We start from the raw sequence: 12,731 nt of genomic DNA on the forward strand, positions 1-12,731 counted from the left end.
TGAGTGGCGTTGCTATTCTCATCTCTATGCATCCTTCTATCTATTTCGTACTCGTAAGCTGCATCAAATACGATAATGACTGGGCCAAGCTGTCGAAAGGATTGCCCGGGCAATAATCCTGCTCAATCGCGTAATATTCGACACCATTCGCTTCACCCCACGCTAGAATCGGCTCAAAATCGATACATCCCGCTCCAATTTCCGCGAAATACTGCTGATCATCCTTCGTCATATCTTTGAAATGCAAAATCGGCAGCTTCCGACCTGCATACGTTGAAATGTATGCGAGAGGATCGCGCCCCGCTTTCTTAATCCAGTAGGTGTCAAATTCGGGGATCAAAGTCCCTGTTTCTTCCGGTTCGAGCACGTAATCCAACGCTACCTTCCCATCAACAACCGTATGGAATTCAAAATCATGATTGTGATGACCGATGTAGAGTCCCTTCCCGCGAACCTTTCCCTCAATGTTCAGCAGCTCTCGCTTCAATTGACGATACCCTTCCTCATCCTGCAATTCACCAGGTACTGAATTACAATAAATATACGGCGTACCGAACCATTCCGCTTCGCGTATCACCGCATCCAGCTCATGATTCATCCGGGCTAAGCTCACATGCATACCTGCTACGGAAAGACCCGTTTCTTGCAGAACCGCAGCGATCTCCTCTGCTGGGTATCCGTGTAGTCCGTCGATTTGTACCGCGCACCACCCCATCTGCCGCAGCGTACGCAGTGTCCCATAGAAATCCTCCTTGCATGCTTCCCGCAAAGTATATAATTGAGCGGCAAACTTATTCCGCATGCCCTTCACCTCCTTCAAGCAAATCCAGCCACCGAACCTCCTGCTCGGTTATCTCGATCGCGAGTCCATCTACCGAAGATAACACTTCCTCAACCGTCTCCATCCCCACGAGCGCTGCAGTCGGAAATGATTGATGGAGCACATAAGATAATGCGATCTGCATTCGACTTACTCCTTTCTCCTGCGCAAGCCGTTCCGCCCTTGCATACCGTTCCCAATTGTCCGGCGTATAGTACACGTTAACCATCTCAGCATCATCCCGCCGATCCGGTGTGAATCGACCCGTGAAGAACCCGCCAGCCTGCGAGGACCAGGATAAAAGCGGCATCCCATTGCCTTCATGCCACGCACACATCTCGCGCTCCGCTGAAACGCTGCCTTCCCACCGAGGCACCCTGCACTTGGCTAGGCTAAGATTCGGACTATTGAACGTAAATCCGATTAACCCGTGGGACTCTGCATAGTCATTTGCTGCTTGGATCCGTTTATGCGTCCAATTCGATGCGCCTATGGCATGAATGCGCCCGCACGCGATATGTTCATTCAGCACTTCGATAATAGGACCGACTTCAACCGTCGGCTCATCGCGATGCAGGGCATAGAGCTCCACATGGTCGGTTCTCAATCGTTCCAAGCTTTCTAGCAAATCCTTTGTAATCGCTCGCGGATTCACGCGCGGTCCCGGTTCACCATCGTCATGATGCGCCCCTTTGGTGAGAATCATGAGTTCACTGCGTCTGCCCGACGTATCCAACCACGCGCCGATCTTCCGTTCGCATCGACCATACTGATGCGCCGTGTCAATCAGATTGCCGCCAACCTGAAGGAACGTATCGAACATCCGATCGATATGCTCCATATCATCCCGTCGCAAGAAATTTCCCGAGCCCATGATCAACTGGGATACGTTATACGTAATGGGACAACCATTTCTCACCCCTTCAATCGCAATCGTCTTCATTCACAACCCCTCCTTCCCTTCATGCTGAGCCGCACGATGCAGTACCCACTCGGCGAGCAGGCGCGTACCAAACCCTGTCGCTCCCTGCACAAGATATCCTTTGGCTGCCGATATCTCCTTCAGCCCAGCCATATCGAGATGCACCCATTTCATCGACGGGTGGACGAATCGCCGCAGGAACAACGCCGCGGTAATCGCCCCCGCTTCACCTACGCTGCTCACATTGCACATGTCTGCGCAATCGCTATCCAAATAACTGTCATATTCAGCAGCTAGCGGGAGCTGCCACACCTTCTCACCTACTAGCGCAGCGACATCTTGCATCGTATCGACCAAGGCCTGTTCACCCCAGACGCCTGCGTATTTGGAGCCAAGCGCTCCGGTGCAGGAATACGTTAACGTCGCGATATCCGCGACTTCAGCCGCGCCAAGGCGATGGGCATACAATAGCGCATCCGCAAGGACGAGACGGCCTTCCGCATCCGTATTGCCAATCTGTACCGTAAGTCCGTTGGTATACGTTAGAATTTCACCAGGCAATAACGCATTCCCGCCTGGCATATTCTCTGCTGCTGGGACCAGCGCAACGACATTGAGCGCAGCTCCACTTCGCGACAAGATCTCCATTGCCCCAATCACGGACGCCCCGCCGGCCATATCCATCCGCATATCGCTAATATTGTAGTCCCTCTTCAGCGAAATCCCGCCCGTATCGAACGTGATGCCCTTGCCTACGAGCGCAATTAACGGTTGGGAAGGATCCGTAACATACGACATCTTGATCAATACGGGTGGATGCACGCTCCCACGCCCGACCGCTAACAGCCCTGCCATCCCTTGCAGCTCCAAGCTGCTCACGGGCAGCACCTCAACCTTAACCGACGTATCTTCAAAATGCTTCAGAACCCTGCGTGCGAGCGTCTCCGGACGAAGCGCATTCGGCGGTTCATTCGCTAGATCTCGAGCAAGCATCGTTCCTTCTGCACGACGATTCGCGACCCGGATCCGCTCCTCCACTGCCTCCGATGACTCCACATCCAAGTACACCATCGGAACAACTCGCTCCGCCGCCGCTGATTTGTATTGATCAAATGCATACGATCCGAGCGACCATCCTTCCATCCATGCCCCCGCCGCTTCAGCTGCTGACAACGAACATTGCGCCAACGAGCCAAAGGACACTTGAACCTGCTCCAGCTTGTCGCGCATGACCGCTCTTCCTGCATAACCCGCAGCATGCCGCACACACTCTACGTCCACACGCGTCCGTTCACCAAGTCCAATGAACAGCATTCCCGGACGGTCCGACGGACTGCACACCCAAGTAAGGGCTTCTTTATCGCCCGCCGATGGACGCAGCTCCAGCTCGACCGGTTCACCCCCTACCATCATGCCGCCACGCACGACATCCTCCTTACAAATCGGAACAATGATCACTTGCGCATCCTCTGAACACCCGATGATCCCCTTCATTTCGCACTCTCCTCGTCAATACGATGCGATTCAATGAACTGCATCAACGCTGTAAGATCGACCGCACCCGTGCTGCCGCCATAATTCTGAACCGATAGCGCACCGCAAGCATTACCGTATACGAGGCATTCCCCTACCGACATGCCAGATAGGTAGCCGTACATAAAGCCCGCGTTAAAAGCATCCCCCGCACCCGTCGTATCCACGACTTCAACCACATAGCCTGCGCAATGCGACACTTTACCTCCGATGATGGCCGTTGCTCCTTGCGGGCCCCTTTTCACAACTACATTTTTCTGCTGCTCCTTCAATTGCCCAATACTCTCTTCAATAGCTGCACAACCCGTATAATGCAGAGCCTCCGTCTCGTTCATGAAGAACACATCAATCCCATCCATCAGTTCAAAGACACCCGGATACCACTCCCCGGTATCATCCCAACCAACATCAAGTGACACCGTGATGCCAGAGGCCCTCAATTGGCGAACAATCCGCATAAAAGCTTCATGATTGCTGCTCCCTCTGTACCCCGTAAGATGAACATGTCGGGCTGGAATCGGTTCCAGATCTGCAACGTGATCGACTTGCAGCTCCGCATTCGTGCCCGCGTATGATATAAAGGAGCGATCCCGCTCCGGATTAATCGCAATCGAAATGCCCGTCGAATTCTGCTCGCTTCGCTTCGTATAGCTGGTATCGATACCAGCGAGACGGAATTGATCCAGAACATACTGACCATAGTAATCTTGGCCGACGATCCCTTTGAAAGCCACCGTCTTGCCCAGCTTGGCAAGGGTTAGACTGAATAATGCTGCCCCTCCTCCGACATGCAGAGACATGTCCTGAACGAATATTTCTTGTCCGGGAAGCGGTAACGTGTTGCAGCCGACAATTACCAAATCAACGTTCGCGTCACCAATGACCAAGGCATCAAATGTCTTCAACATTTCTCCCTCTCCCTGTATCTTCCTGCCGAAACACTCCCTTACATCGAGCGCTGTCTACAGCTGTCTCGAACTTCCAATCGGTGGCCTAGTATGATGTCCTCATCCTGTTCAATCTCGCCTCGAATAAGCCGGAGTAACGTCTCAACGGTAACGACCCCCATGTGATGAATCGGTTGTTCCATCGATGTAATTCTTGGCCGAACCAGCTCTGTCATTTGACTTCCGTCGAAGCCCATGACCGAGATATCTTCGGGAACGCGCATGCCGTGATCAATAATGCAATTGACCGCGCCGATCGCCATATCATCACTCACAGCGAATACAGCCGTTGGCCATTGCTCGTATCGCAGCAGCTCCCCCATCCGTTCGTATCCGCTTTTCACTTTGTAATCCCCGAATCGAATCCGTTCGTGAATGATCTTGAGCCCAAGATCCCGAAGAGCATTGCAGTAACCGACATATCGATTCTGTCCCGACGTAATATCCCGCATATCGCCCCCGATGAAGCCAATCCGTTCATGACCTAACTCGATTAAATACCGCGTCGCATCATACGCAGCCGTATAATCATCGACGATCACCGAGATGAACGATTGATCCATCGGTTTGACGCTCGAGAAGATGACCGGAATCTGCAAGCTATTAATGAATCCACGAATCTCTTCGTTGATTTTCTCATGCATGATAATGATGCCTTCGACCCGCATTTCCTTGAAAATGTTCAAATACTTCAATTCCTTATCGATATCCTCGTTAATGTTGCACACGAGCAGATTGTAGCTGTTCGAGGTCGCCGTCTGTTCGATGGAACTGAGAATCGTCGCATAGAAGCTTGAGGTGAGATCAGGCACGATCACGCCAATGAGATCCGTCTTGTTGCGCACAAGGCTTCGGGCAATATGGCTCGGCGCATACCCCAGCTCTTCAATCGCGTCATTTACCCGCTTCTTCAATTCTTCCTTCACATACTTCTCTCCGTTCAATACCCTGGAGACCGTCGTGGTCGAGACCCCTGCTCGAATGGCTACGTCTTTGATTTTCACATTCATTTCGACCTCATCCTAATCCTTCATAATAAACAAGGGCTGTGAAAACGCCGCATAACCTCCCTCAATATAGGCGCTCACGCGCACATACCCTTCATCCCCTTGGCATTCGTACGAGACTTGCTTTACCCGACCTGTCGCTTCATGCAGCACCCTGCCGTCCTTCCCGAACAAGGTGACGTATTTGTACATCTTATCCAGCAGCGCATTCGATCTCAGATCGATGGTTATTTTCGAACCCTCGCAGCGAATCGCGTCAAAACCGTACCCCGTCGACACGTAGAAGCTCCCCCCGCGAATCGCATCCAAAATCGCTTCCTGCGAATGATAGGCGGCGAGCACCATGTTCCAAGCCTGCTTCTCCTGCCCGTAGACATGGGAGTCATCATTTCCGAAGCCCCATACTTTGCGCCCAGCCGAGAGCAGCGCATCCCATTTGTCGAAGGCGATATCATATTCTACATTCCCGTCCCCGTTATAAATCTCCACCCCGGTATAGCGCTCCATCTGCAGCATGTCTTCGATCGTCCAGAAGTTGGAGAAATAGCGATTCGGATGCACCAAGACGCAAATGCCGCCATGATCGAGCGTTGCATCGGCAAGCTGTTGATAATTCGCAATCGTAAATTCGTTGCTGTACCCTTCCATGATCGAATACGGGGGCTTGACGAGCAACATATGTGGCTTACTACTGCTGACCTCAATCGCTTCGAATACGGTAGGGATCCTGCATTTCGCCTCTAGATTCGTAATCTTGTCATGATCGGATATGGCTAGAAAATCATAATCCGCGTACATGGTATAGACCGTCTCAAGCGAAAACCAGCCGTCGCTGTTATTCGTGTGATTGTGGAAGCTGCCCCGCAGCCATGTGCCCTGCTTATCGTACGGATTGTCAATGCGCATGTGATTCCTCCTATACCCAGTCCTCTATTCCTTGATCGACCCGATCATCACGCCTTGGGCAAAATACTTCTGGATAAACGGATAAATGATGATAATCGGTGCGACGACGACAATAATCGTAGCCATTTTCATCGAATCGCCTGTCACCTGCATCTTGTCGAGCATCTCATACTGCGTCGTCCCAGCCGCCGACTCCAGCTTGCTTCGCATCGCTTCTGCCCGCGTGAGCATCTCTTGGAGCAAAGTAGAGAGCGGACGGAGATCCCCCGATCTGACATAGAAGGCGCCCGTGAACCAATCGTTCCAATGACCTACGGCGTTGAATAACGTAATCACTGCGATCACCGGTTTACTCAGCGGCATGATGACCCGCATGAAGATCGAGAAATCATTGTATCCATCGATCCGTGCCGACTCTTCGAGACTGGCATGAATTTGCTGGAAGAACGTCCGCATAATGATTAGGTTCCACGCACTGTAGAGGGATGGAATAACATACACCCAGATTGTATTCGTCAAATGGATGGATTTCAGCAGCATGTAATAGGGAATTATGCCGCCACTGAACAGCATCGTGAAGAAGATCAGCATCGTAAAAAATCGAACGCCCGGCATCGTCTTACTCTTCAAGGTATATGCAGCCATGGCCGTTAGGAATACACTCGCTAGCGTTCCGACAATGGTCCTGAACAGCGATATGCCGAACGCCGAGAGCATATTGGCTGAAGTCAGCACCTCCGCGAAATTTTGAAGCGACCATACACGCGGCCAGAAGTAAATCCCTCCGCGTTCCGCATCTTTTCCCGCATTGAAGGATAAGGCCAATATATTGAAGAAAGGAAGGATGATGGATAGACATAGCGCCGTGATACATAGATAAATGAAGACTTTAAAGACTTTTTCCCCGAATGATGTCTTGTAGAACTCCCTCAATCTCGGTCTCCTCCTCATATTGGCGATTGAAAGGTGAACAAGTAGGGCCGGTTCAGCGAAGCTTGAAACGAGCCGACCCACCCTTTCCCGTGTCGGATTAGAACTTCACATGCGTCTTTGGATCAGCATCTTTCGTCTTGAGCAGTTCCAGGAATTGCTGTAATCCGGTCGCTTCCAGTTGTTTGGAGGCAGAATCGAGAATTTTCTTCGCTTCGTCCGTGTTCTTCGCATAGTACGCCCGAATGAGGCTGTCATCATAATTCTTAAGTGCTGCTTTTAATTCCGTTCCATGCTCAAATTCACTAATAAAGGATAATGGCGTATATCCGTCCACCATCTTGGCATTTTTGCGTTTCTCTTCCCAGCCCCAGTATTCCGCAATCTTGAGTGCACCCGCGTTGAGTTCCGGCGCGACAGCGTCCCCATACTCCATCTCGCCAAAGTCAGCCATCCGGTCAATATCGGTACCGCCGAGCAGAGCGCCCCAGGAATTGCCTACGCCTGCGAACCCAAGCTTCTTGGCTTCTTCCGGATTACTTACTTTGAGGTCAATGACTTCCTTCTTCGCGAGTGGGTTGCCCTTCGCATCCAGCGTATAGTCTCTGCCTTCCAATCCATACTGCCACAGCAGCTTGCCTTCACGACTAGCCAGGAAATCTGCCAGCTTCATAATATCTTCCGGGTTCTTCGTTGTCGCTGGGATGGCCCACCCGGAAGAACCCGATTTGAAATCCACTTGCATCTGATAAGGACGATCCACATAATCAATGGGGCCTAGCGGCAAGTAATGCATATCGCGGTTGAATTCTTGATAGTTGTGCGCATTTCCGATGATGCCCCATGTGCCGTTCAGTGCGCCCTCTGTCGCGCGGCTTTCGTCCATGGTGAAGAATTCTGGATGGATGAGCTTTTCTTTAAGCAGCTTTTGAATGTACTCTACTTTTTTCAATGCATATTCTGTCTGACTTTCATGCAAAATGTTGCCGGACGAGTCCTTCTTAATCCGCTGATCGTCACTGCCCCATTCCAGATCATTGAAGAGGACGCCGATCTCTTGACCACCCCAGTAACTAGGTCCGATCGGTACGACATCTTTTCCGTTATTATCTTTGAAGCTGCCTGCTTTGATTTTCTTCGCAAGCTCATACAGCTTTTCCGTGGTATTGATCGTGCGAGGATCGACTTTCAGTGCATCGGCGATATCTTTGCGAATGTAAGGGCCACCAGCAGCTTTCCACGTCGCATAGCCGCCTTGGCGTGCCACGTTCATGTGGATGAAGTAAGTAGAACCATTGAATTCTGGGCGGAACATGACGCCAAATTTCGTATCGAGCGGCAAGTAGCCATCCTCCAAATATTTGCTGTACACCTTCGTATCCTTCATCAGCGGCGCAAGATCCGTGAACATTTCTTCCCTTGCGGCTTTCAAAAGAACTGGCATCTCCGGTCGACCACTGTTATTCAGATAAAAGGTGATGAAGTCCGGCAAATCGTTCGATGCCAGCCCTGCGATGAGCCCGTCGATGGAATGATCTGCGACCATAATTTCAACTTCCAAGTCGATTCCTGTTAGTTCCTTTAATTTTGCTTTGATCTCCGCGTTCATATCCCCGGTGTAATCATCCGTCCCCATGAAAACAAGCCCTTTCACTTTCCGATCCGCGATCCATGTTGCAGGTTTGCCGCTGTCCGCCGATCCTTTGTCCGTCCCTTGATTCGCCGTGTTGTCTTGAGGCTGTGCACCCTTGTTGTCCGTACCGCTATCATTCCCGGCGCAGCCTGCGAGGAGCATCGTCAAAATGAGCGGAATCGTAAGTAGTCGAAACCACATGTTGTTTCTAAGCATTTCATCATCCCTCTTTTCATTGGTTTATTCATTCCTCTGGAATCGCTACCATAATGAAGTGTCTGATACCTTCTTAGAAATCCGATTTGCTGCAACGACGAGTATTAATCCAATCACCCCTTGCATGAGACCGACGGCTGTCGCATACCCATATTGACCGCCTTGAAGTCCCACCCGAATGACGTACGTATCGAGAATCTCGGCTAATTGCATGTTCCCTGGTGTTCGCAGGAGATACAGCTGATCGAACCCTGCAGATAAGATACTTCCGAGTGATAGAATAAACAGAATGAGAATGGTTGGTTGGATCGAAGGAAGTGTAATGTGCCAAATTTCTCGGGTCCTGCTGGCTCCATCCATCCTCGCCGCTTCGTACATATCCTGATTCACACCTGCAATCGCTGCCAGATAGATGATGGAGTCCCAGCCGATCGATTTCCAGATATGGCTCCCGAACATGATTTGGTAGAAATAACTCGATTCCATCATGTAGAAGACGCTGCTATCTCCACCGAAGAAGCCGACGATCTGATTCAGTAAGCCGTTATCGGGTGCAAGAAGACGTTGGGTCAATCCAACCACGACGACCCAGGATAAGAAATGAGGCAGATAAGAGATGCTCTGGGCGATATTGCGGAAGTAGCGATTTTTCACTTCGTTGAACATCAGCGCGAGAATGATGGGGAACGGTAAGCCGATGAACAGCTTCATACACGAGATAATCAGTGTGTTCTTAATGAGCATGCTGCTCTGGTAATCATTAAAGAATCGTTCAAAATATTTGAAGCCTGCCCAGGGGCTCCCAAGAATCCCTTGGTTGAACTTGAACTCTTTAAAAGCCAGAATAATGCCAGTCATAGGAATGTAGGAAAAGATAATAAAAAAGACGAGGCAAGGCAGTAACATGAGGTATAAGTATTTATGCAGTAAAATATTTCTCCAGTGTTTGGATCTCTTCGAAGTGTTCACCGCTCGGTTCACATGTGTTGTCATGGATGATCAATCACCTTCTCATGAGTTAGTGGGTTCTATACAATTTGTCCAATCTTAAGTGTATGGCTCATCTCCCTTCCATTGCGGTTTGATGATCATTATATCGATGAAGTGTTAACGCAACGTCATGTACGGCTTAATTCTTTGTGAAGATAACAATAAATTCCATTGCGGGTAAAACAACCTGCTTATTAAGCCATATTCAATCGGTATGGTATCGATACCATATTTTTCGAAAAATTTTTAAAGCGCCTTCATTTTAGCTGGAGCAGCATGCTTACATTTCTCGTTGTGATCGCATCCACGTCCATCGATATACACTTCGCCATCCATGCCGGTTCGTTCACGGTATACACCCATACCACCAAACCGCTCGCGTGGGCACGATCCACAATCTCCTGACGGCAGGTCCGGTAATCCATATTGAGTCCGACGTATCCTTCCTTTCGTGCCTGCGCACAGATTGCATCAGCAAATGCCTCGTAGTCCCCCTCATCTTGGTCCGTCAATGCATCAGGCGTATTCATCATCACCCGAAGTCCTGCCTGAAGACCCAAAAGTCCCTCTGTGCATCCCGTGAAATAGACACATTCTGCGGCTTGCGTCATCTGAATCGCGGCCAACGCGGGTTCAATGCTACAGTGGTCTTTCATATCCAGATTTAACTTCATTTGGTGCTTCATCGCAATCTGTAAAATTGTATCAAGACGCACAATGTCATGGTGTGCATAGAGGGGATCGAGCTGGGTGCGCATTTCCCGGGTGTTCAGCTGCTTGTGAGTATACAGCTGGAGCAGCGGTGAATCATCATGAAGCAGGATTGCAACGCCATCTCTTGTCGATCGGACATCGATCTCGACCATATCGGCACCGCTGTTTACTCCTTCGAGGAATGAGTCCATCGTGTTGTCCGGGGCATTGCCCGAACCCGTGTGCGCTGCAACCCAGAAATGAGAATGATGCATGCGTCTGACCTCCTTGGCAACGGGCTGTCCTACAACCCTTGCTGAATATAGCGATCGATTCGTGCTTGAATCTGTTCTACCGTAGGCATTGCGTCCGAGCAGCTATGGCTCGACACCACAATCGAGGCGGCAGCGCTGCCGAATTGCTGACATCGACTCAAGCTCCATCCCTGCATCATCCCATAGATAAAGGCACCTGCAAAGGAATCCCCGGCTCCGAACGTCTTGACCACCTGGGCAGGGAATACATGACCTTCGGAGCGTTCCCCTTGTGCGGTAAAAGCGACCGAGCCTTCCCCACCGCACTTAACGACCACCACATGAGCGCGATGATGGAACCACTGGCGCGCTGTCGCCTCGTCGTCATGACGCAGCGGGCCATCCAACGCTTCGATCAAGTCAAATTCTTCTCTGCCGCCGATAATAACATCCGATTTCTCTGCGACAAGCCTGCAGTAGATCCCCGTCTCCTCCTTGGATGTCCACGTATATGGGCGATAATCGATATCGAAGATGATAGCGACTTGATGTTTGTTCGCCAGCGTGAGCGCTTTGAACACGGCTTCGCGGGAAGGGCTCTGTGCAAGGGCGGTACCCGAGATTAGTAAGGCTTTTGCTTGGCGAATATAGTCTTCACTCACTTCGGATGGCGTCAGCTTCAGGTCGGCCACATTGTCACGATACATCAGAATGCTGCAATCTGTAGGCGATTTGATCTCCGTAAAAGCAAGACCTGACACGCTGCCCGTCTGATCCACACAAATGCCGTCCGTATTGATATTCGTCTTCTGCAAATAGTGGACAATAAAGCGCCCATGCGCATCACTCGCGACTTTGCCGATAAATCCAGTGTTCATTCCGAGACGTGACATCGCAATCGTGATGTTGGCTGGTGAGCCGCCCACATATTTCGTGAACGTGACGGTCTCCTCTAACGGGCGATGAATTTCGTTCGCATTCAAGTCGATACACAATCTTCCTAACCCGATCAAATCGAGTGGTCGGTTATTCTGAAACGGGATTAAACTCATGCATAGACGCCTCCTTCCCCGGTCTCAATAACCATTCATGATTCGGATCATTATGGAACTTCCATGTGCGCATCGGTCCAGCCATTACGTTCAAGTAATAGACACCATATCCCGGCGGCGCTGAGACGGGATGATATCCGCGCGGGACCATGACCGCATCGCCGTCGTGAACGACGATCGTCTCATCAAGCGACAAGTCGTCGGTGTATACGCGCTGCATGGCAAACCCTTCTACAGGCGCAATTTTGTAAAAGTACGTCTCCTCCAGCAGCGATTCGTGCGGCAGATCATCCTGATCATGCTTATGCGGTGGATAGCTGGACCAGTGCCCGGCTGGCGTGAACACTTCGACGACGAGCAGCCGCTCGGCTTCTTCACGTTCCGGTAGGATGTTGTGGATCGTTCGCTCCATCGCGCCATACCCTCGTTGTTCAACGCCTACCTGCTCCGGCGTAATCAATCGCGCTTCCAATCGACCTTCAGCAGGTGCTTCACATATGGCGATTTCGAGTTCCGTCATTGCTTCAACCTGAATTTCGTCTCGTGCAGGCACGTATACGGAAAAAGGCGGTGTCTGCTCGAACACGCTCATGCGGCGGCCAATCTGGTTGTAACGCTCATGCTGCGTGGATACATTGGCAATTCCGCTCAGCACCACAACACAGATCTCGTTCGCTCCTGTTTCTTGACTTAAGCATTGGCCGGGTCGCAGCTTATAGACTTGAAATCCGACATACTGCCAACCCGCAGATTGTGGTGTTATTGTCAGGGTGTTCCCCGCTGCGTCCGGCTGCTTGCCTCGTATAAGTAGATTCGACATTGCATTCG

The 12,731-nt window shown here is 50.8% G+C and carries 12 protein-coding genes; all 12 read right to left on the minus strand.

The window, feature by feature from the left end:
• Window positions 1–40: 40 nt before the first annotated feature.
• Window positions 41–802: a sugar phosphate isomerase/epimerase family protein gene (locus AC3WU2_RS09365; RefSeq protein WP_492453489.1), complete on the minus strand. Its 762-nt coding sequence runs from the start codon at window positions 800–802 to the stop codon at window positions 41–43.
• The gene (locus AC3WU2_RS09370) at window positions 792–1,763 is read right to left on the minus strand and encodes an aldo/keto reductase (RefSeq protein WP_492453491.1); all 972 of its coding nucleotides are present in this window, start codon (window positions 1,761–1,763) and stop codon (window positions 792–794) included. Before AC3WU2_RS09370 ends, AC3WU2_RS09365 begins: the two co-directional genes overlap by 11 nt.
• A complete protein-coding gene (locus tag AC3WU2_RS09375; RefSeq protein WP_492453493.1) occupies window positions 1,764–3,236 on the minus strand; it encodes a leucyl aminopeptidase family protein in 1,473 nt (490 codons plus the stop codon).
• Window positions 3,233–4,183, minus strand: a complete 951-nt coding sequence (locus tag AC3WU2_RS09380; RefSeq protein ID WP_492453495.1) for a carbohydrate kinase family protein — start codon at window positions 4,181–4,183, stop codon at window positions 3,233–3,235. The genes AC3WU2_RS09375 and AC3WU2_RS09380 overlap by 4 nt, the downstream gene beginning before the upstream one ends.
• Window positions 4,184–4,221: 38 nt before the next feature.
• Entirely contained in the window at window positions 4,222–5,232 is a 1,011-nt protein-coding gene (locus AC3WU2_RS09385) for a LacI family DNA-binding transcriptional regulator (protein ID WP_492453497.1), read from the minus strand.
• A 12-nt stretch (window positions 5,233–5,244) separates the two neighbouring features.
• On the minus strand, window positions 5,245–6,135 hold the full coding sequence (locus AC3WU2_RS09390; protein WP_492453499.1) for a CehA/McbA family metallohydrolase: 891 nt from the start codon (window positions 6,133–6,135) through the stop codon (window positions 5,245–5,247).
• A 24-nt stretch (window positions 6,136–6,159) separates the two neighbouring features.
• On the minus strand, window positions 6,160–7,068 hold the full coding sequence (locus AC3WU2_RS09395) for a carbohydrate ABC transporter permease (RefSeq protein ID WP_492453501.1): 909 nt from the start codon (window positions 7,066–7,068) through the stop codon (window positions 6,160–6,162).
• Window positions 7,069–7,165: 97 nt separating this feature from the next.
• Complete coding sequence (locus AC3WU2_RS09400) at window positions 7,166–8,914, minus strand: extracellular solute-binding protein (RefSeq protein ID WP_492453503.1); 1,749 nt, start codon at window positions 8,912–8,914, stop codon at window positions 7,166–7,168.
• 45 nt (window positions 8,915–8,959) lie between these two features.
• Window positions 8,960–9,907 (minus strand): ABC transporter permease, encoded by a 948-nt coding sequence (locus tag AC3WU2_RS09405; protein WP_492453505.1) that lies wholly within the window; start codon window positions 9,905–9,907, stop codon window positions 8,960–8,962.
• A gap of 254 nt (window positions 9,908–10,161) precedes the next feature.
• On the minus strand, window positions 10,162–10,872 hold the full coding sequence (locus tag AC3WU2_RS09410; protein WP_492453507.1) for a glycerophosphodiester phosphodiesterase: 711 nt from the start codon (window positions 10,870–10,872) through the stop codon (window positions 10,162–10,164).
• 29 nt (window positions 10,873–10,901) lie between these two features.
• A complete protein-coding gene (iolC, locus tag AC3WU2_RS09415; RefSeq protein WP_492453509.1) occupies window positions 10,902–11,903 on the minus strand; it encodes a 5-dehydro-2-deoxygluconokinase in 1,002 nt (333 codons plus the stop codon).
• A complete protein-coding gene (gene iolB / locus AC3WU2_RS09420; RefSeq protein ID WP_492453511.1) occupies window positions 11,878–12,723 on the minus strand; it encodes a 5-deoxy-glucuronate isomerase in 846 nt (281 codons plus the stop codon). The genes iolC and iolB overlap by 26 nt, the downstream gene beginning before the upstream one ends.
• Between the last annotated feature and the right edge of the window lie 8 nt (window positions 12,724–12,731).

It is taken from the genome of Paenibacillus sp. EB106-05-06-XG162, assembly GCF_058791655.1.

What these genes read in the sequence shown, in the direction of transcription:
- AC3WU2_RS09400 (WP_492453503.1), bottom strand. Translation starts at nt 8,914, where the DNA reads ATGCTTAGAAACAACATGTGGTTTCGACTACTTACGATTCCGCTCATT.
- AC3WU2_RS09375 (WP_492453493.1), bottom strand. Translation starts at nt 3,236, where the DNA reads ATGAAGGGGATCATCGGGTGTTCAGAGGATGCGCAAGTGATCATTGTT.
- AC3WU2_RS09385 (WP_492453497.1), bottom strand. Translation starts at nt 5,232, where the DNA reads ATGAATGTGAAAATCAAAGACGTAGCCATTCGAGCAGGGGTCTCGACC.
- AC3WU2_RS09410 (WP_492453507.1), bottom strand. Translation starts at nt 10,872, where the DNA reads ATGCATCATTCTCATTTCTGGGTTGCAGCGCACACGGGTTCGGGCAAT.
- AC3WU2_RS09390 (WP_492453499.1), bottom strand. Translation starts at nt 6,135, where the DNA reads ATGCGCATTGACAATCCGTACGATAAGCAGGGCACATGGCTGCGGGGC.
- AC3WU2_RS09370 (WP_492453491.1), bottom strand. Translation starts at nt 1,763, where the DNA reads ATGAAGACGATTGCGATTGAAGGGGTGAGAAATGGTTGTCCCATTACG.
- iolC (WP_492453509.1), bottom strand. Translation starts at nt 11,903, where the DNA reads ATGAGTTTAATCCCGTTTCAGAATAACCGACCACTCGATTTGATCGGG.
- AC3WU2_RS09405 (WP_492453505.1), bottom strand. Translation starts at nt 9,907, where the DNA reads ATGACAACACATGTGAACCGAGCGGTGAACACTTCGAAGAGATCCAAA.
- AC3WU2_RS09380 (WP_492453495.1), bottom strand. Translation starts at nt 4,183, where the DNA reads ATGTTGAAGACATTTGATGCCTTGGTCATTGGTGACGCGAACGTTGAT.
- AC3WU2_RS09365 (WP_492453489.1), bottom strand. Translation starts at nt 802, where the DNA reads ATGCGGAATAAGTTTGCCGCTCAATTATATACTTTGCGGGAAGCATGC.
- iolB (WP_492453511.1), bottom strand. Translation starts at nt 12,723, where the DNA reads ATGTCGAATCTACTTATACGAGGCAAGCAGCCGGACGCAGCGGGGAAC.